At 44.7% G+C, this 18,230-nt stretch carries 15 protein-coding genes; 10 read left to right on the plus strand and 5 right to left on the minus strand.

From position 1 onward, the window contains the following. Positions 1-61: 61 nt before the first annotated feature. The gene (gene purE, locus AC23P2_RS21070) at positions 62-550 is read right to left on the minus strand and encodes a 5-(carboxyamino)imidazole ribonucleotide mutase (protein WP_487775031.1); all 489 of its coding nucleotides are present in this window, start codon (positions 548-550) and stop codon (positions 62-64) included. Positions 551-667: 117 nt separating this feature from the next. Here purE and AC23P2_RS21075 point away from each other — a divergent pair, with 117 nt between their 5' ends. After that, entirely contained in the window at positions 668-1,576 is a 909-nt protein-coding gene (locus AC23P2_RS21075; protein WP_487775032.1) for a sterol desaturase family protein, read from the plus strand. On the opposite strand, the gene AC23P2_RS21080 is transcribed toward AC23P2_RS21075, so the two are convergent. Then, on the minus strand, positions 1,551-2,576 hold the full coding sequence (locus AC23P2_RS21080) for a LacI family DNA-binding transcriptional regulator (RefSeq protein ID WP_487775033.1): 1,026 nt from the start codon (positions 2,574-2,576) through the stop codon (positions 1,551-1,553). The genes AC23P2_RS21075 and AC23P2_RS21080 overlap by 26 nt on opposite strands. Positions 2,577-2,678: 102 nt before the next feature. On the opposite strand from AC23P2_RS21080, the gene mce reads away from it, so the two are divergent. Together mce and AC23P2_RS21090 are read left to right on the plus strand one after the other, a co-directional pair. Continuing rightward, positions 2,679-3,089: a methylmalonyl-CoA epimerase gene (gene mce, locus AC23P2_RS21085; RefSeq protein ID WP_487775034.1), complete on the plus strand. Its 411-nt coding sequence runs from the start codon at positions 2,679-2,681 to the stop codon at positions 3,087-3,089. Positions 3,090-3,091: 2 nt separating this feature from the next. Continuing rightward, positions 3,092-3,751 carry a lysoplasmalogenase gene (locus AC23P2_RS21090; RefSeq protein WP_487775035.1) on the plus strand — a complete coding sequence of 220 codons (660 nt, stop codon included), beginning with the start codon at positions 3,092-3,094 and terminating at the stop codon, positions 3,749-3,751. Positions 3,752-3,867: 116 nt separating this feature from the next. Here AC23P2_RS21090 and tamL read toward each other — a convergent pair whose 3' ends face one another. Then, the gene (gene tamL / locus AC23P2_RS21095) at positions 3,868-6,504 is read right to left on the minus strand and encodes a translocation and assembly module lipoprotein TamL (RefSeq protein ID WP_487775036.1); all 2,637 of its coding nucleotides are present in this window, start codon (positions 6,502-6,504) and stop codon (positions 3,868-3,870) included. Between the two features lie 20 nt (positions 6,505-6,524). Between tamL and AC23P2_RS21100 the strand changes: the two genes are divergently transcribed. Both AC23P2_RS21100 and AC23P2_RS21105 read left to right on the plus strand, forming a co-directional pair. Further along, entirely contained in the window at positions 6,525-7,313 is a 789-nt protein-coding gene (locus tag AC23P2_RS21100) for a TrmH family RNA methyltransferase (protein WP_487775037.1), read from the plus strand. Positions 7,314-7,365: 52 nt separating this feature from the next. Further along, entirely contained in the window at positions 7,366-7,926 is a 561-nt protein-coding gene (locus AC23P2_RS21105; RefSeq protein ID WP_487775038.1) for a Uma2 family endonuclease, read from the plus strand. Positions 7,927-8,062: 136 nt separating this feature from the next. On the opposite strand, the gene AC23P2_RS21110 is transcribed toward AC23P2_RS21105, so the two are convergent. Next, positions 8,063-8,851, minus strand: a complete 789-nt coding sequence (locus tag AC23P2_RS21110; protein ID WP_487775039.1) for a nuclear transport factor 2 family protein — start codon at positions 8,849-8,851, stop codon at positions 8,063-8,065. Positions 8,852-8,961: 110 nt separating this feature from the next. Here AC23P2_RS21110 and AC23P2_RS21115 point away from each other — a divergent pair, with 110 nt between their 5' ends. After that, the gene (locus tag AC23P2_RS21115) at positions 8,962-10,971 is read left to right on the plus strand and encodes a tetratricopeptide repeat-containing sensor histidine kinase (protein ID WP_487775040.1); all 2,010 of its coding nucleotides are present in this window, start codon (positions 8,962-8,964) and stop codon (positions 10,969-10,971) included. A 2-nt stretch (positions 10,972-10,973) separates the two neighbouring features. Here the strand turns inward: AC23P2_RS21115 and AC23P2_RS21120 are convergent, their stop codons facing one another. Further along, positions 10,974-11,621 carry a response regulator gene (locus tag AC23P2_RS21120; RefSeq protein WP_487775041.1) on the minus strand — a complete coding sequence of 216 codons (648 nt, stop codon included), beginning with the start codon at positions 11,619-11,621 and terminating at the stop codon, positions 10,974-10,976. A 169-nt stretch (positions 11,622-11,790) separates the two neighbouring features. Between AC23P2_RS21120 and AC23P2_RS21125 the strand changes: the two genes are divergently transcribed. The 4 genes from AC23P2_RS21125 to AC23P2_RS21140 all read left to right on the plus strand — a co-directional run bounded on the left by AC23P2_RS21125 (position 11,791) and on the right by AC23P2_RS21140 (position 18,006). After that, on the plus strand, positions 11,791-12,267 hold the full coding sequence (locus tag AC23P2_RS21125) for a MarR family winged helix-turn-helix transcriptional regulator (protein WP_487775042.1): 477 nt from the start codon (positions 11,791-11,793) through the stop codon (positions 12,265-12,267). A gap of 58 nt (positions 12,268-12,325) precedes the next feature. Next, positions 12,326-13,651 (plus strand): TolC family protein, encoded by a 1,326-nt coding sequence (locus tag AC23P2_RS21130; protein WP_487775043.1) that lies wholly within the window; start codon positions 12,326-12,328, stop codon positions 13,649-13,651. A 2-nt stretch (positions 13,652-13,653) separates the two neighbouring features. Beyond that, positions 13,654-14,712: an efflux RND transporter periplasmic adaptor subunit gene (locus AC23P2_RS21135; protein WP_487775044.1), complete on the plus strand. Its 1,059-nt coding sequence runs from the start codon at positions 13,654-13,656 to the stop codon at positions 14,710-14,712. A gap of 171 nt (positions 14,713-14,883) precedes the next feature. Further along, complete coding sequence (locus AC23P2_RS21140) at positions 14,884-18,006, plus strand: efflux RND transporter permease subunit (RefSeq protein WP_487775045.1); 3,123 nt, start codon at positions 14,884-14,886, stop codon at positions 18,004-18,006. The last annotated feature ends 224 nt before the right edge of the window (positions 18,007-18,230 follow it).

The following is an 18,230-nucleotide window of genomic DNA, read 5'->3' on the forward strand; positions in this document are numbered from 1 at the left end:
TTGTACTATTCTCAGAAATAACGCCGTGATAAGCTACGGAACTACAAAACAAAGGCAAATTTTATGCCACAGTTTTTTGGGCTTCTAGGCTCATTTCGGCTACTTTTTGCTTCAAAGACTCTTTGTAGTCGGCGAGTTGGTTGGCTACGTTTTCGTCGAAAGTACCTACAATTTGTACGGCCAACAACCCCGCATTTTTAGCGCCGTTGAGCGCAACCGTTGCTACTGGAACACCACTTGGCATTTGTAAGATAGAAAGTACCGAGTCCCAGCCGTCGATAGAATTACTACTTTTTACTGGAACTCCAATCACGGGAAGGGTAGTGAGTGAGGCAATCATGCCAGGCAAATGAGCGGCTCCACCTGCTCCCGCTATAATGGCTTTTAGTCCCCGCGCACGGGCGGTTTTTCCGTACTCAACCATTTTTTCGGGGGTACGGTGCGCCGACACTATGTCTATTTCGTAAGCGATACCAAATTCTTTTAAAACGTCAGCAGCTTCTTGCATGACCTTGAGGTCTGAGAGGCTGCCCATTATGATTCCTACCATGCTGTTTTTGTGTGTATTAGTTGCTATAATACGAGCTTTTGACGGCTTTGTCAACTCTATCGCATTAATTCTCGTTTGATTTTGCGTAAATTGCGGCACAAAAATAGTATTTTTCTAATGAGTAACGAATTAGAACAAACCATTATTCAGCTCACAACGCCTTTGTATGCCCTTTTGATTGGGCTGGAGGCTTTGTTGAGCCACCGCCAACATCGTGATTTTTACACTTGGCGTGACACCCTTACCAACTTCGTTTTGATGCTCCTCAACGGAGGCATTGATTTGGCCTTTCGGGCGGTTTATGTTGTTGTTTTGGTATGGTTTTATCAATTCCACTTCACGGTCATTGATAACGTTTATTTGTACTGGTTTTTGTTGTTTTTGGCCGAAGATTTTGTGTTTTATGTTTTGCACGTCGTCGATCACTATTGTCGATTGTTTTGGGCAGTACACGTCACGCATCATTCGTCCGAGCATTTCAACTTAACGACAGGCTTCCGTTCGTCGGTATTTCAGCCCTTGTATCGTTTTGTTTATTTTATTCCGTTGGTACTTTTTGGTTTTAAGCCCGCAGATATTGTCCTAATGTATTCGATTACCCAGACCTACGGAATTTTGGTACATACCAATTACTTAGGGAAATTGGGCTGGCTTGGGTATGTATTTGTGACACCTTCCCATCACCGAGTGCACCACGCCTCGAATGTGGCCTATTTGGACAAAAACATGGGCATGTGCCTTATTATTTGGGATAGATTGTTTGGTACTTTCCAAGAAGAGCTTGACCAAGAGCCTGTACGTTATGGACTTACGAAGGCGTTGGAAGATACAAGTTTAGGTAATACCATCTTTCACGAATGGAAGGCTATTGCCAAGGATTTAGGACGGAATGTGGGGGTTGGGACAAAATTAAAATACCTCCTCAATCCCCCTGGCTGGTCGCACGATGGGAGCACCATGACGAGCAATCAGTTGAGGGAGATGGAGGAAAAACAAAAGTCTAGCTCTTCAGTGACGACTCTCTAATCACCAAAGCGGCAGGAAGCATCAGGCTTTCTGCCGAACTTTTTTGTACGGCTTCGTTCAAAAAAATACGGGCAGCTTCGGCCCCAATTTGTTTGCCAGGACGCCGCACCGTCGTAAGCGAAGGAAAGATATAGGCGGAAATGGGAGAGTCATCAAAACCAACGACGGCCACTTGGTTGGGAATGTGTAAACCGCGCTCTTTGATGACGTGCATGGCACCAATGGCGACTTGGTCATTGACCCCAAAAATGCCGTCGGGAGGTTGTGGTAAATCCAGCAGCCGTTGGGTTGGAATGATGGCACTTTCGATTTTAAAATTGGTACTCACAATCAATTCTTCTACAACAGGCAGATTGTATTTTTTCAAGCATTCGGTATAACCCAGAAAACGCTGTTCGGTAATGGCCAAACCCTGTGGTCCTTTGAGGTGTGCAATGCGCTTACAGCCCATTTTGATGAGGTGCTCGGTGGCGGCAAAAGCCCCCAAATAATCGTCGATAGTGACGCGCCCTGCTTCAAAACCTTCGTATTCGCGGTCAATAAAAATCAAAGGTACTTTGCGCTGGATAATGCTTTCGAGGTGTTCATAATGTCCCGAATCATAGGTTTCTTGCGAAATCGACAGAAATATACCTTCTACGCGGTTGGCCAATAGTTTTTCTACGTATTCTTTTTCCAACGCATAACTTTCATTGGTAACACAAATATTCATCAAATAGCCTTGTGGCTGAAGCACACTCTGAAGCCCTTCGATGATGGTCGTTTCGTGTTGGTGATTGAGTGAAGGTACGATGACGCCCAACGTGCCCGTTCGTTTATTGAGCAGGCTCAACGACACCGAATTGCGCTGATAACCCACTTTTTGGGCATATTCTTGCAAGTTTCGGCGGGTATCTTCATTGATCAACGGATGATTGTTCAATGCCCTCGAAACAGTAGATGGAGAGCACTTAAACTTCCGTGCAATGTCTTTGATGGTAACGGGGCGGTCGGTGGCCATGCGAGTTGGGGTAAATTTGCTAGCTCGAAAGTACAGAATAGTGCTGAAATGAGCGTTATATTTGGAAGAAATGTACCTTTACATCTTCATCATCAACTCACTATGCTAACGAACGTAGAACACCTCGGTATTGCCGTAAAAAGCCTAGCTGCTTCGGACGAATTGTTTACCAAATTATTCAATGTTGCTCCTTACAAACACGAAGAAGTAGCTTCGGAAGGTGTGACTACTTCCTTTTTCAAAATCAACCAAACCAAAATCGAATTACTCGAAGCGACCCATCCCGACAGTCCGATTGCGAAATTTGTGGAGAAAAAAGGAGAGGGGATTCACCACATTGCGTTTGAGGTGGACGATATTTTGTCTGAAATGGAACGGCTTAAAAATGAGGGGTTTGTGCTGTTGAACGAAACGCCTAAAAACGGCGCAGACAACAAACTGGTGTGTTTTCTTCACCCCAAAGGCACCAATGGCGTGTTGATTGAGCTTTGTCAAGAAAAAAATACTGATTGAAGATGAACATAAAACTATTTATCTACATGGCCATCGTAGTTGTCGAAATCATCTGCGGCTATGTGGGTTTTCGGGAAGGCGTATATGTATTGAAGCCCCTCATTATGTTATCGCTCATTTATTGGCACCTCGACTACCTAAAAACGCATCCGTTGCTGTGGATTGGGATGTGGTTTGGTCTTGGCGGTGATGTATTTTTGATGTTTAGCGGCACTCAGATGTTCATGGCTGGCCTTGGGTCTTTTTTGGTGATGCAATTGTTTTATATAACAGCATTCACAAAGCAAAAAACGACGAAAGGAAGGCAGGAATTAGCAGGTAAAACTTGGCAACTTGTCGTACCCTTTGCGCTGTATGGACTGAGTTTTTTGGCGATATTATACCCTTCGATGATGAATAATGCGGCTACCAAGGGGCTTTGGATTCCCGTAGTGGCTTATTCGGTGTGTTTGTGCAGTATGGGAGTAGCGGCGGCCTTGCGCAAATACTCGGTTTCTCAGGTGAGCTACGTATGGGTGTTGGCGGGAGCAGTGCTGTTCATTTTGTCCGATTCTACCATCGCGCTTAATAAATTTATGCAGCCTTTTGACGCTTCATCGCTCTTGGTGATGACGACCTACGCGGCTGCTCAGTGGCTGATTATTTGGGGAGTGAAGAAGTAAGGGGGCAATTTGTGGGTCGGGCTGCTCCACAACCCGATGAGTGCTTTTGACACGCTCGCGCTATCTGAAAACCCCAAACCCCCAAACAGTAAACCCAAAACGGGAAACCAAAACCTTTAAAAAGGATACCCAATCCCGATGTTAAACACTGGCAAATTGGCGCTGGAGCGACGAAATGAAAACCGTGGCAGAATATAACGCTCGTCGATGGTAACAGGTTTGCCTTCGGCATCTGTAGTTTCAAAAATGCGGCTCGGGTCATAGACTTTGATCCCCATGTCGAGGCGAAAAATGAAATAAGAAAGGTCATAGCGCAGCCCTACACCAGTACCTACTGCAATCTCTTTGTAAAAACGGCTGACGTCAAAGGCGCCTTTGAGGGTATTTTGGTTGGGTGTGGCGTTTTTGTCGAGGCGTAAGCGCCACGCGTTACCAGCGTCGATGAACAAAGCGTAATTAACATCGCCCACAAACCGAAACAAATGCCCCCGAAGTTCGAGGTTGGTTTCCATCAAAACATCTCCTAGTTGCTCAAAACGATACTCAAAGCTGCTGTATTCTGTGACGCCAGGCTGCAAAGTGGTGGTCGTACCGTTGCGGAAAATCGGACTTCCCGTTTGCAAATCGACGTTAGGGTAGGCCGAACCAAGCCCTAGCCGTCGAGGAGGCCACGCCCTGAGGCTGTTGCTACCACCGCCCGTGAGCGATTTTTCGTAGGGAGCAACGCGTCGGTTGTTATAATTAAAAATCAAACCAGCATTGGCACGATAGACTAGCGTGCTTTTGGGGCCAATGGGGAGGTAGGTTCGGTATTCTCCGTTGAATTTCAGGAATTTATACAATTCAAAGCCATCGAGGATGAGAGGGAGTTTTTGTTGTCGGAGAATGTTGAGCGATGTCCCTCCAGCTTCTACAAACCAGCGCAAATAATGCGCTTTTCGGTTTTGACCAATGATGTTATTATTAAACACATACGAAAAACTCATGCTCGAAATAACCGCTGATTGAAAGCTGAATTTCAGTGGATTGCCTCCGTAGGTGTAAAGCGAGTCTAGCAGATAGGAAAACTTCTGGCTTTGTTTACTTTCCAAAATACTCAAATCAATGGGCGTAAAGTTGAGGTATTCGTACTCGCTTTTTTTCCAGTTGTACCGCAAACTCGCCTGAAAACCACTGCGTACAAAGTCGGGGTCAGCACCTAAGAAGTCGCGGTTGGTGTAGTTATAGCCAAGGCTCAGGATGCTTCGTGGGGTTTTGCGGTTGAGGCGCGACGCGAGTTTGCCAGGGAATAAAATACGGGGAAAAATAAGGGCGGTATTGGCGCCAAGTTCCAGCGTGCGAACGAGTTGAGAGGTATTATTTAACCCAAAATTGGCATCCAATGCGCCGCGCAGCGATACTTCGAAGTTTTCGAGCCGTCCAAAAATATTACGAACTCGAAATGTACCGTTTAGAAACGGCCCAGGGAGGTTTTGTACTACGTTGACACCACTTTCGCCTGTTACTTGGTATTTGTCTTGGGGCAATACCCGAATGAGTGTCCGAATTTGGCCGTTGGTGGTATCCGATTCGATGTTAATAAATTGAAATTGGTCAAGCACACTCAACTGACGGTAGGTTTCTTCCCAATCGCTTTGTTTATACAATGCCCCTGGGCGAAGCAAAATTTTACTATCCAAAACGCGTGGGGCGTAGTTTTGTTTGGGCAAAAATGAATACGTAATCCCGCGAAAAGAGGTAGTAGAGCGTGGCGTACTATTGGGGTCGCTGGGAAGCGGTTCAACCCGAAAACCTACGCTGCTAAACCGATATTGGGTATGTTTGGTCTGATTGCGGGGGTAATTGACCTGTAAACCTTTAATGTCCACGATATGAAACAGAGAGTCGGTGGCGGGGTCGTGCGCGCTGGTATCCACCAAAAAACCGCCGTAGCGCTTTCCAAGGGCATTTTGAACGGGGCGAAGGTAGTTTTTGTCAAAGCCATAGTAGCCATTTTCACGCATAAGGCGTTCAATGCGTCCGCTTTCGTTGATGACGTCGCTATTGCGGTAGTTTTTGTTGGATTTCAAAAAAGACACTTCCTTATTTTTTTGCAACAAGGAGTCAATGGCGGCATCTTTGTGGGTAAAAATATCGACGTTTCGGAGGCGGTGCGGAAGCCCTTCTTTGATGATATAGGTGGTTCGAACGTGGCGCAAGAGGGTATCGGTATCAAAAGAAACGTGGGCATCGCGGTAGCCTTGATTAATCAAATAATTTTTGATTTTCTGGGCGTTACTTTGCGCATCTTTGTCTGAAAAATAAACGGGAGCTTCTCCTACGGTTTGCATCCACCAATTGCCCGACTCGATGCGTTTTTGGTATTTTGTTCCCAATCGCGTGTATTTGCGACGCAGTTTGGCAAGCTTTCGGCTATCGTTGGCATAGCGCTCAAACTGGAGTTCGTAGTAGCTGGTAAGGGAGTCAAGTTTTTGGCGGGCAGGTTCTCGGTCGTAGCGTTTGTCGAAATACTGATATACCCACAGCGAAACCGTCGCCCCAGGAATGGCCAAGAAGCGCTTGTTGGGGCGTTGGGGGAGGAGGGTGGTCAAATCTTCGGTTTTGACGGCACTATTTCCACGGAAACTTTGGTTTCCAAGCAAAAATTCATCTTTTTTGAGGGTACTTTTGGGAGAACAAGCACCTAAAATAAGAAGAAAAATCAGCGACAAATACCCCAAAAAGGGGCGAAAATGAGTTGCCTTATTGTGCATTATCGACAATTATATACCTGATGCTTTCTAAGAACGTATTAAAATATCTCACCTCGCTCCAGCAAAAAAAATACCGTCAAGAATACGGCGCTTTTTTGGTGGAAGGGGCTAAAAGTGTCCTTGAACTACTTGCCTCCGATTTCGAGGTAGAAATGGTGGTGGCAACCGACAAATTTTACAAAGAAAACACGCTAAGCTTAGAGAAACAACCTTTTCGGGTTGAAATAGCTACGCCTGATGAGCTTGTACGGGCAGGAACGCTGCAATCCAATGATGCGGCGCTTGCCGTGGTTAAAACGAAATCGAACGATTTTTTGTATGCCGAACAGAACGAATACGTGCTGGTGTTGGATGATATTCGCGACCCTGGGAACCTAGGAACCATGATTCGGATTGCCGACTGGTACGGGATTCGCAAAATGGTGTGCTCGACTACTACTACCGACTGGTACAATCCGAAAGTAATTGCTGCCAGCAAAGGCTCGTTTACGCGGGTTCGCGGCTTTTACACTGATTTAGGGGCTTATTTTGAACGAATTAGCGTTGGAAACGCTGGGCCAGATGCGCCCCGATTGGAAATCGGGGCGAGCGCGAGCGTGTACGGGACGTTTTTGGAAGGGAAAAATATTCACGAAACTACCTTTGCCAAAACAGGCTACATCGTGATGGGCAATGAGTCGAATGGCATTGGTAGCATTGTTGAAAAATTTGTGACGGACAAGGTGACAATTCCTCGTTTCGGAGAGGCGGAATCACTCAATGTGGGCATTGCCACGGCGATTGTGCTGGACAATTGGCGGCGAAAGTAGGGAGGAAGAGTTTTGGCTAAAAAATTGTATTTTTGAAAAAAGAATTACCACCATGATACAAACTTCACAAAATACTGTGCAATTACCTCGTACGCTGGAAGAGTTTCTTGATTGGGAATCTAATGACGGTTACAAATATGAATGGAACGACGGGGATATAATTCAATTTACAGGAATGAAAAAAGAGCAGCTTTATATCTACGATCTACTGCTTGGTTTATTTTTTGAACAAGGATATAAAAAAGTAGGAACTTTAGTCGCAGAACAGGATGTGATGTTGTCAGGCATTCAAATGCGCCGACCAGATATTTCCTATTTTACCCGAGAGCAAATACAGAAGAGTAAAGCAGGGGAGGACGTAATTCCTGAGTTTGTGATTGAGATTATTTCCAACAATGACCAAATCAATCAATTGGAAAAGAAAATCACTGAATATTTTAAAGCTGGGGTAAAAGTTATTTGGAATATTATCCCTGAACACGAAGTGGTCTATGTCTATACTTCTCGTCGGGAGGTGAAAATATGTATCGAAGAGGATGTCTGTTCGGCTAAGCCTGTATTACCGCTGTTTGAAATAAAGGCATCGGCTCTATTTTCGGGAGAAATGGACTAGCCGTTTTTCAAAATGAATCACCATGCGTCGGGATGTTGGTATCTCGACGTTTTTTTTGCGTCAGAGACGCTGGGCCGTTGTGTCCCCAAATCGGAGTTTGGGAACAGCAGAATAAATAGTGTCGTTGAAATGGGCTTTATTCCCCTTTACTATGATGAGCAGAGGCAAGTTTCCAACCATTTGCTGTTTTCACGTACATGTAAGTAACTGTCTCCGTTCCATAATCAGTAAGCACGTTGTCTTGGGTATTTTGGTATTTGTGGGTCATTTGGGCCGTTACCATCATCGTAGTGCCATACAGCTTGCAAACAAGTTGGGTAATGTCACGTTGGAGTACTTTTTTTGGCAAAAAAGAATTTCGTATGATTGGCAGTGAAACGATGGAGCCTTTAGAAGTAACATACTGAAAATCAGGGGTGCATTCCTCGTCGAAGAACTTGACAGGGTTTGCAAGGAAGGCAAGTCGAGAGGTTTCAAAATAAGTTTTAAATGTTTCAATCGTATTGGCGACTTCGTTGGGTCTGTTGTAGGCTACTTCAGTGTGTTGAGCAGATACATTCAGCCATTTTCCGTCCCGTTTTTGAAAGGTATAAGTAAATGCATCTTTGTAGGTATTGACTGCATATTTGATTGTAATATACCCACTGACAACGCCTAATGAGCCTGACTCAAAAAACTTCACGTCAGAATACGTTAATTCTGTTACGTTTAATGGAGCCAAAGACCTAACCATAGTATTTTTATCAGTAAATTTACCACTCGGGGGTCCTACAAAACGGTAGTCGTCCGAATAATAATTTTTGGCAAAATCGCTTGGACTTTTCTTGTACTCGTCCATAAGTTTAGCAAAAGTTTGTTCTAAATTTTGAGCAGAACCAGCCAAACTTATCAATAAAACAGACAGGGTAATTAATAGTGTTTTCATTGGAATAGAAGTTAAGTGTACCAATGCAAAAGTAGTGTAAGTAGCTTGTGCAATTCCCCATGGTTTTCCATAGGTTTTGCTAAGGAAAACCATGATTTTTTAGCCTTTGTATGTTTCGACCCATTACTTTTTTTTGCCTCTTTTGGCTGCTGTTGCTTGAATGCTCAGGACAAGTAACTACGATTGACAGCCTCAAAAAAATCATTACTTTGTCACAAAAAGGCGAACAAAAAACTTTTGCAATGGCCCGTTTGGCCGAAGTGTATGCCAATAACCAACGGTCAGACTCGTGTTTGGTTATTGCCCAAATGGCATTGCAGGAAGCCAAAAACATATCCTCTAAAAAAGCGGAAGCGATGGCGTTGTACGCTCTAGGGCAAGGTTATAAGTCTCAAAGCCATACCCTTGCGTTGACCCATTATAAGAAGGCTTTGGCTCTGTGCCGAGAGTTGAATTTTTATGGATTAAACCCGTATTCAGAGGATAATTTGCTACTTAAAATTTTGCAAGAAATGGCCGATCAGTACGACGGTTATCAGATAGATAGTAGCTTGAGGTGTCGTATGGAGGCTCTCCTGCTGGCAGTCCGTTTTCAAACCCACCGCCTTGAGGCTAAAATTACTTTACAGATTGGCAACAGCTATATTAATAGAGGTGATTATGCCAAGGCGTTAGACTTTTATTTTAGAGCGCTAGAACTTAAAAAGCGTTATCAACTTCGTGATTTGTTAGGAGAAGATTGCCACCGAGCTATTGGGTATTTGTACGTTACTTTAGGTGACTTTCAGAAAGCCAAAACCTACTTGTACATTGCCAAAAAATTTAAAGAGTTCACTCGTCAAGGAACTCATTATGAGCAAGCACATTTGAGTAATGCCTATGAAGGGCTTAATCAATTGGATTCGGCTTTATACTTTGCCAAAGGAGCGGTAAAAGAAGCAGAGTTCCACCAAGTAAAACATGAGCTGGGATACATCTATATGACGTATGCAAAAGCGTTAGAACGCTTGGGTCGTTTTTCAGCCGCAATCGGTTGGTACCGCCGTGGTATAGAGACGTGCCTTCAACAAAACAATAAAAAAACGTTAAGTGTCGTCTGTGCAGAAACGGCTAATTTGTATAGTCGAATGGGAAAAATTGATTCAAGTTATTACTGTGCCAAAGAAGGAATCCAGGTCGCCGTCGAATCAAACTTCCCTCGGGGTTTATGGGAGTCGAGCTATGCTTTATCACGAGTCTATAAGATACGTCGTCAAGCAGACAGCGCCCTAAAATACCAAGACCTCGCCGTGATGATTAAGGATAGTTTATTTAAGCATGAAAAAGTACAACGGGTGGAGGTGATAGAAGTAGAACAACGTCGCCTAGAGCGAGCTCGACTACTTGCACAAGAGCAAGAGAAGCAGCAGCAGAAAATGCTCGCGATAGCGTCCTTGATTGCGCTGGTTGTTTTTCTTTCATTTGTTTACTACCGTAACTTTCTTCTCCGCCGCCAAAATAAAGCGCTTCAAGCAGCCTTGCTCGAAGGACAAACGCAGGAGCGAAAACGAGTAGCCGCCGACTTGCACGATAATCTCGGAAGTACGTTGTCGGCCTTGCGTTGGAGTATCGAAGCCATCAATCAAACAAAACTGGAACCTACCGAACAAGAAGTGTATCGGCACGTCCAGTCCACCATTGAGCAGGCATACAACCAAGTTCGATTGCTGTCTCATAATCTCTTCCCCGAAGAGTTAGAAAAACAAGGAATTTGGAAAGCCCTCGAACAACTTGTACGTAAACTAAACCGAACTACGTCGATAACGTTTTTGCTTACTCTTCCTGAACAACAACAACGGTTAACATCGAGAATGGAGTTTGAGCTGTATAGCATTTGCCTCGAACTCATCAATAATATTCTCAAACACGCCGAGGCTACAGAAGCCCAACTTGTTTTTGAAATAACAGGGGCCGAGTTACATCTTAGGGTTGTGGACAACGGAAAAGGAATGTCATCGCCAAACATTGAAGGAAAAGGCTTGAGGAATATTGCCGAGCGAGTAAAAGCTTTAGACGGAACTTGGAAAGTATTGGGGAATACCTCGCTAGGAACAACACACTTGCTGCGATTGCCATTGTAGTTTTAAATTAAACCGTGTTTCATCGCGTATTTGACTAGGCCAACAACGTTTTTGGCATTGAGCTTTATCATTAAACTACGTCGATGAAACTCTACAGTAGGAATACTTATACAAAGTTTATCAGCGATTTCGGCGGTCGTTTGTTCTTCCGAAATCAGTTTCAAAATTTCTACCTCACGTCCTGTAAGCGGTTGAATGGTATGGGGAGTTAAATCGTTGAGGTCATCGGTCGAAGCACTGGCTAACTCTTCAATTACATCGTTGCTGTAGTAACGTTTGCCTGCCAAAATCGTTTGTAGTGCCTGCTCTAATTCTCGCTTGCTCGTTTTTTTGAGAAGATATCCGTGTACACCTGCTTTGATGGCTTCACGAATATGGGCAGCGTCTTCGGCCATAGTCAACAAAAGTACTTTGAGCCGAGGAAACAGTTGACGGGCTTGCAACGTTAAATCAATGCCTGTCAGATGGGGCATGTGTAAATCAGCTACCAAAAGATCTACTTCGTGTAGTTGTAAATAGGGTATAACTTGGCGACTATCGGTAAAGGTCGCTGCTACTTCTACATTGTCGAGCGATGAAAACAAAAACCGCAAACCATCTACAATGATTTGGTGGTCATCTACTAGGATGATTTTGATGGGATTGAGCATACGCTAAAAATGAAAAACCATTAAAAATAATAGATAGTCACCGTACTTGGTCATGGCAAAAGGTACTATTTGTCAAAATTTATCCAGCGGTCATTCTTGATTTTTAACCACTCATCAACTTTTTTTGAAATTATTTGGTTGATATGTCAACTATATTTACATTTGCAGCATGGAATCTAATCAAAGCATACATATTAAGGAAAACATCTGGAAACATTTGGGCCAGTATCTCACCTTCAACATCAACCACGTATCGCACTTATTTGTGCGAAAAGTCAATCGTGAGTTGGGACAGACGGGGTTGTCCATTCAAATTGAACAGTTCCCGATTCTGTTTTTGGTTCGTTATGCGGCAGATGAGCCTCTTTCTCAGCAAGACATTGCCAATTTGCTCCAGAAGGATAAATCGGCGATTCAACGCTCGATTCGTACGTTAGAGAGAGACGGTTATATCCGAATTGTGAGCGACGATGTTGACCGCCGTCGTAACCTTATCCACCTGACGCCCGCAGGGAAATTTGCCGTGGATAAAATTGCAGATTTGGCAGCGGTTATCAATCAAGAAGTAACAGGAAAACTTACGCAAGAAGAGGTAGAAACCTTGATGAAGCTTTTGCAAAAAATAGCTTCGACCATTGAATTTTAAATTTTTTATCCAATTAGTTGATATATCAACTTATAATTTTTCTTAGTAAAGTACAACCATGAAAAAAATCGCAGTCTTTTTAACGCTTCTGCTGTCGGCGTCGCTACCGAGCTTCGCGCAGCAAACGTGGTCGTTGAAAGCTTGCCTCGACTACGGCCTTCAGCATTTTGGTTCGGTGCGAATCGCTCAGTACCAACAAGAGACGGCCAACGAGCAAGCTCGGCAAGCCTTGGGCACGTATCTGCCGCAAGTATCGGCGACGGGAAATTTTACCGATAACCTCAAACTCCAAAGCACGCTCCTTCCAGCGGGTTTTGCAGGTCCCGAACCCAAGCGGATTTCACTGGGTTCGAAGTATCAAACTGTAGCTTCGGCGCAATTGACCCAGACCATTTATGATAAAGCGGCTTTGCTTGGTTTAAAAGCGGCGGAGCCCAACCAGAAATTGGCTGATTTGTCGATGCGCCAAACGAAAGAGGAGATTATTTATAACATCGCCAGTAATTACTACCAAGTATTTATTGTGAAACAGCAGATAGCGTTGTTGAAAGACAACCTAGACCGTACCGAAAAAGTGTTGAATGTCTTGCGGTTACAGCGTGACAATGGCGTGATTCAAGCCATTGATGTGACCAATACGGAGGTAACTTATAACAATACGCGTTCACAGTTGGCATTGAGTGAGAGCAATTTGGCGTTGGCCTTAAACCGCCTCAAGTACCAAATGGGGCTTACGCAAGACCAAGAGGTAAACGTGTCGGATTCATTGCTATTGCGCCAAACTCCGCAAGCTGACATCAGTCAATTTAATGCCCCAGGCTTGGTGTCGTACCAAAAAGCGGCGACCAACTTGGAGCTTCAAAAGCTTCAATTGCAGCGAATTAAAGCGGGTTATCAACCTACGTTGAACTTTACGGCCAGCTATGGTACGATGGCATTGGGCAATCAATTTGCCGATGGATTTCGCAGTTTTACAGGCTTCGGGAGTGTGGGTTTACGTTTGAACGTACCGATTTTCGACGGTTTTCAGCGAGATGCGCAATACAAACAACAGCGCCTTACAATTTTGACCCAAGAAGAGCAATTGCGGATGAACGTCGCGGCGTTTGGGTTGCAGTTTAACAATGCCCAGACCCAAATTCAAAAAGCAAGTACAAGCATTCAAAACGATGAGCGTACAGTAAAGCAAGCACAAGAAGTTTATAACGTCGTGACGTTGCAGTACAAACAAGGTACCAAGTCGTTGACCGACCTCATCAATGCCGACAACTCGTACCGTCAATCTCAATCGAATTATATTAACTCACTCATTAATTTTTACCAAGCACGCCTCGACCTCGAACAGTCGCAAGGAACGTTGCTAACTTTCTATAATCAACTCTAGACATGAAGAAGTCATCATTAATCGTCGCTCTGGTTTTGGTAGTCGCTGCGTCACTGATTGCATTTCGATTGACGGCCAATAAAAAGAAAATTGATGCCCAAAAAGCATTACCAACCACCAATAATAATACGCCTATTCCTGTGACTGTCAGTAAGGTAGCCGAAGGAGAGGTGTCGCAACAATTGATTAAAACGGGAAACTTGGTGCCGTTTAAGGAAGCCGCTATTACGGCCATGACCGCAGGGCGCGTTACCAACGTAAACTTTGAATTGGGTTCGCAAGTAAGCCAAGGGGCCGCTTTGGTGCAGCTGGATAACAAATTGAAAGAATTATCGCTCGAATCGACGCAGTTGACTATCAACAAACTCAAGAAGGATGTGGAGCGTTATACAACCTTGTTGGCAGGTAATGCAACGACCGAAATTCAACTCAACGAAGTAAAGTTTAACTACGAAAATGCCTTGAATCAGGCCGAACAGATTAAAAAGCAAATTGCAGATGCGACTATCAAAGCTCCCATTAGCGGCCGAATCGTGAAAAAAGACATCGAACCAGGGGAGTTTGTAGGTGCAGGTGCAGTTGTGGGGACGATTTTGGACGTAGCGCGTTTGAAAGTGGACGTCCAAGTCAATGAAAGTGATGTGTACCAATTGAAAATTGGGCAGGTGGTCAAAGTCACTACGGATATTTTCCCTGATAAAGTGTTGACGGGTAAAATTAGCTATATCGCACCGCAAGGAAGCAACGAACACAATTATCCCGTCGAAATTACCATCCTTAATCCTGCGGGATTGAAGGCGGGGACATTTGTGAACGTTGATTTCTCCCAAAAATCAAATCAGCGGGCGTTGCTTATTCCGCGTTTGGCGTTGGTAGAAAGTTTGAAGAACCCGTACGTTTATGTGATTAACAACAACGTAGCGCACCAACGCATCATCAAAGTAGGACGTGAATTGGGCGATAACATTGAGGTGCTCGGTGGCCTTGAAACAGGTGATGTGGTGGTCGTTACAGGTCAATTGAACCTCAGCGAAGGGCGCAATGTGCAGATAACTAAATAGATAAAGTGTCGAATGTAGAGTGCAGAACGTCGAATGAGTCCTAGTAAAAATAGTGTCGAGAGCATAATGGAGATTGTCGAATTATGAATTTCTATTCGACATTTTGCACTCGACACTCGACATTAAATTTGACATTCTGCACTCTACCCTCGACATTAAAAAAATACAACTATGTCAATTACCGAAATAGCCGTCAAACGACCTTTATTGGTCACTACTGTTTTTATCGTCCTGATTTTATTCGGGGTGTTGGGCTATAAACAGTTGTCATATAATTTGTTGCCCAAGTTTGAAGCCAACGTTATTAGCGTGGCAACTACCTACATTGGGGCTTCGGCCGACGAGGTAGAAACCAACGTAACGAAACGTATCGAAGACGCTTTGTCGTCGTTAGAAGGATTGGATCGCATGACTTCGACGTCGCAACAAGGCGTATCGTTGGTGACGATTCAGTTGAAAAATGGGGTAAACACCACCTTGGCGCAGCAAGATGCTCAGCGTAAGATTGAGCAAATTATTAACTTACTTCCCGACGAGGCCGACCGCCCGATTGTGAATAAGTTTTCGACCGACGAAATTCCCGTGTTACGTATGGGGGTGACGGCCGATTTGTCACCCACCGAATTGTACGATTTGATTGATGATGAGTTGAAACCACAGTTGGCCAACGTACCAGGGGTAGGTCAGGTAAACGTTGTTGGGGGAAATAAACGCCAGATTCAGGTCAACGTGGACAGTGATAAATTGCGAGCTTATGGGGTGTCGATTGTACAAGTTTCGCAAGCCATCAATAACGCCAACACCAGTTACCCAGCGGGCCAGCTCGAAACCCGTACGGCACAGTATGCCATTCGTTTTGATGCTACCCTCGAAACCACTTCCCGCTTGCGCGACTTAGTAGTAGCGCGCCGCACCAACGGTAGTGAAATTTTATTGCGGGATATTGCCGAAGTAGTGGATGCGACGGCCAAACCAACGGCCATCAACCACATCAACGCCAAACCGTCGATTGGTATTCAGATTAGTAAACAGTCGGATGCCAATGCTGTGTCCGTAAGTGAGTTGGCGCGTAAGAAAATGGAAGTGTTGGAAAAGCAATATGCTAAGTCTCACCTAAAATTTAACATTGCTTCCGACCAGTCGGTCTATACCCTTGCATCAGCTCACGCGGTAGTCGATGACTTATTTTTGGCGATTCTTATCGTATCAGTTGTGATGTTGTTGTTTTTACACAGTTTCCGTTCGTCGTTGTTTGTCTTGGTCGCACTGCCTTCTTCGATTTTGCCAACGTTTTTGCTGATGTACCTAGCAGGGTTTTCACTCAACCTGATGACTTTGATGGCGCTTTCGTTGGTGGTAGGTATTTTGGTCGATGACTCAATTGTGGTGTTGGAAAACATCAACCGACACCTCGAAATGGGCAAAGACAAACGCACCGCGGCCCTCGATGGTCGGAGTGAGATTGGTTTCACGGCCTTGGCCATTACTTTGGTGGACGTGGTGGTGTTTGTACCGTTGGCCTTGACGGGCGGATTGATTGGTAATATTTTGCGTGAGTTCTCGCTCGTGGTGGTGTTCTCGACCTTGATGAGTTTGGTGGTTTCATTTACGCTGACCCCGTTGTTGGTATCACGTTTTGGGAAACTCGAAACTTTGAATCCAGACAGTTTGTGGGGAAAACTCAACCTAGGTTTTGAACGATTTATTGATAGCCTTACGGCGGTTTATGTCTATTTCTTGAAATGGGTGCTGGGTCATAAACGTTGGATGTACTTGGCTATTTTGGGGATGTTAGTAGGAACCATCTATCTAGTACCAGCGGGCTTTATTGGAGCGGCATTTATGCCACAAAGTGACCAAGGAGAGATGAATATTCAATTGGAACTAGCACCAACCGCCTCGATTTACCAAACTAACGAGTTGTCGCAAAAAGCGGAGCAGATGATTATGAAACACCCCGAAGTGACCAACGTCTTTACCAACGTAGGTTACACAAGTACCAACTTTGGGGCGTCGTCCAATAGTAACATTGCTGAGTTGAATATCAAGTTGGTGGATAAAAAACAGCGGACGCTTTCTACGGAGAAATTTGGGCAAATGCTCAAACACGAATTGTTGGAACTGCCAGGTATCAAAGTGACTGTAAGTCCTGCGAGTATCGTAGGAGCGTCGCAAGCGCCGATTCAGATTGCAATTAAAGGCACGAACCTCGAAACCATCCGTAAGACAGCGGCGCAGTCGTTGGAGATTGTAAAATCAGTGCCTGGTACGCAAGACGTAAAATTCTCGGTAAAAGATCCAAAACCAGAAGTAACGGTAAAACTTGACCGCGAAAAAATGGCGCAGTTGGGTATCAGTGCGACTGACGTAGGGATGGCGTTACAAAACTCGTTTAGAGGAAACGACCGTGCCAAATTCAAGCAAAACGGAAATGAATACGATATTTTAGTCAGTCTCGACCAGTTTGACCGCTCACGCCTGAATGATGTAAGCCATCTGTTGTTTGTCAATAACCAAGGAAAAACATTTGAGCTATCGCAGTTTGCGCAGGTGCAAGAACAATCGGGCGAGAGCGTATTGGAGCGTATCAATCGTCTTTCGTCGATTACCATCAATGCCCAAGTAGTTGGCCGACCTGTAGGTACGGTAGGAGCTGACATTCAGAAAAAGATGAACGAAGTAAAACTCCCCGATGGCGTTTCGGTAGAATATTTGGGGCAAATGCAACAACAATCTGATGCCTTTGGAAGCCTTGGCTTAGCCCTCGGGATTGCGATTTTGTTGGTGTATTTCGTCATGGTAGGCTTATACGAAAGCGTGGTGTATCCGTTTGTGGTGTTGTTCTCTATTCCCGTGGCGTTGATTGGGGCGTTGTTGGCTTTGGCTCTTACGATGGAAAGTTTGACGGTGTTCTCCATTGTAGGGATGATTATGTTGCTAGGTTTGGTGGCCAAAAACGCCATTTTGATTGTCGATTTCACCAATCACCTCAAAGAACAAGGTTATGATGTCGTTCATGCGTTGATTGAAGCAGGGAAAGAACGGATGCGGCCCATTTTGATGACGACGCTCGCGATGGTGTTCGGGATGTTGCCGATTGCCTTGGCAAGCGGTGCAGGTGCCGAAACCAAAAACGGGATGGCATGGGTCATTATCGGAGGGTTGACCAGCTCTCTCATTTTAACACTTTTCATCGTGCCAGGGACTTACTTAGTCGTTGACCGTATAAAAGAGCGTTTCAGTGGACGCAAGAAAAAGAAAGCAAAGAAGGTTGACTTGGCAGAAATAGCCTAGTAGTTGTTCTGAGAATTTATTGACAAACCCTCGTTAGTATCCACTAGCGAGGGTTTGTTGTATGGTAGGTTTGCTGTGTCTCTTTCGGGGAGGTTTGTGTATCTCTTTCGGGGAGGTTTTGAGAAACCTCCCACACGGTGTACACGGTGCTGCAGGTTTCTCAAAACCTGCGTACTCGGTTTCTCAAAACCGAATCGTCGCTTGATAAGCATTGTCAGAATCAC

It is taken from the genome of Runella sp. R0.1_18 (genome assembly GCF_057652155.1).

Bases quoted from the DNA above. Each gene is read 5' to 3' on its own strand.
- purE (WP_487775031.1), bottom strand. From the start codon at position 550: ATGGTAGGAATCATAATGGGCAGCCTCTCAGACCTCAAGGTCATGCAA.
- AC23P2_RS21075 (WP_487775032.1), top strand. From the start codon at position 668: ATGAGTAACGAATTAGAACAAACCATTATTCAGCTCACAACGCCTTTG.
- AC23P2_RS21080 (WP_487775033.1), bottom strand. From the start codon at position 2,576: ATGGCCACCGACCGCCCCGTTACCATCAAAGACATTGCACGGAAGTTT.
- mce (WP_487775034.1), top strand. From the start codon at position 2,679: ATGCTAACGAACGTAGAACACCTCGGTATTGCCGTAAAAAGCCTAGCT.
- AC23P2_RS21090 (WP_487775035.1), top strand. From the start codon at position 3,092: ATGAACATAAAACTATTTATCTACATGGCCATCGTAGTTGTCGAAATC.
- tamL (WP_487775036.1), bottom strand. From the start codon at position 6,504: ATGCACAATAAGGCAACTCATTTTCGCCCCTTTTTGGGGTATTTGTCG.
- AC23P2_RS21100 (WP_487775037.1), top strand. From the start codon at position 6,525: ATGCTTTCTAAGAACGTATTAAAATATCTCACCTCGCTCCAGCAAAAA.
- AC23P2_RS21105 (WP_487775038.1), top strand. From the start codon at position 7,366: ATGATACAAACTTCACAAAATACTGTGCAATTACCTCGTACGCTGGAA.
- AC23P2_RS21110 (WP_487775039.1), bottom strand. From the start codon at position 8,851: ATGAAAACACTATTAATTACCCTGTCTGTTTTATTGATAAGTTTGGCT.
- AC23P2_RS21115 (WP_487775040.1), top strand. From the start codon at position 8,962: ATGTTTCGACCCATTACTTTTTTTTGCCTCTTTTGGCTGCTGTTGCTT.
- AC23P2_RS21120 (WP_487775041.1), bottom strand. From the start codon at position 11,621: ATGCTCAATCCCATCAAAATCATCCTAGTAGATGACCACCAAATCATT.
- AC23P2_RS21125 (WP_487775042.1), top strand. From the start codon at position 11,791: ATGGAATCTAATCAAAGCATACATATTAAGGAAAACATCTGGAAACAT.
- AC23P2_RS21130 (WP_487775043.1), top strand. From the start codon at position 12,326: ATGAAAAAAATCGCAGTCTTTTTAACGCTTCTGCTGTCGGCGTCGCTA.
- AC23P2_RS21135 (WP_487775044.1), top strand. From the start codon at position 13,654: ATGAAGAAGTCATCATTAATCGTCGCTCTGGTTTTGGTAGTCGCTGCG.
- AC23P2_RS21140 (WP_487775045.1), top strand. From the start codon at position 14,884: ATGTCAATTACCGAAATAGCCGTCAAACGACCTTTATTGGTCACTACT.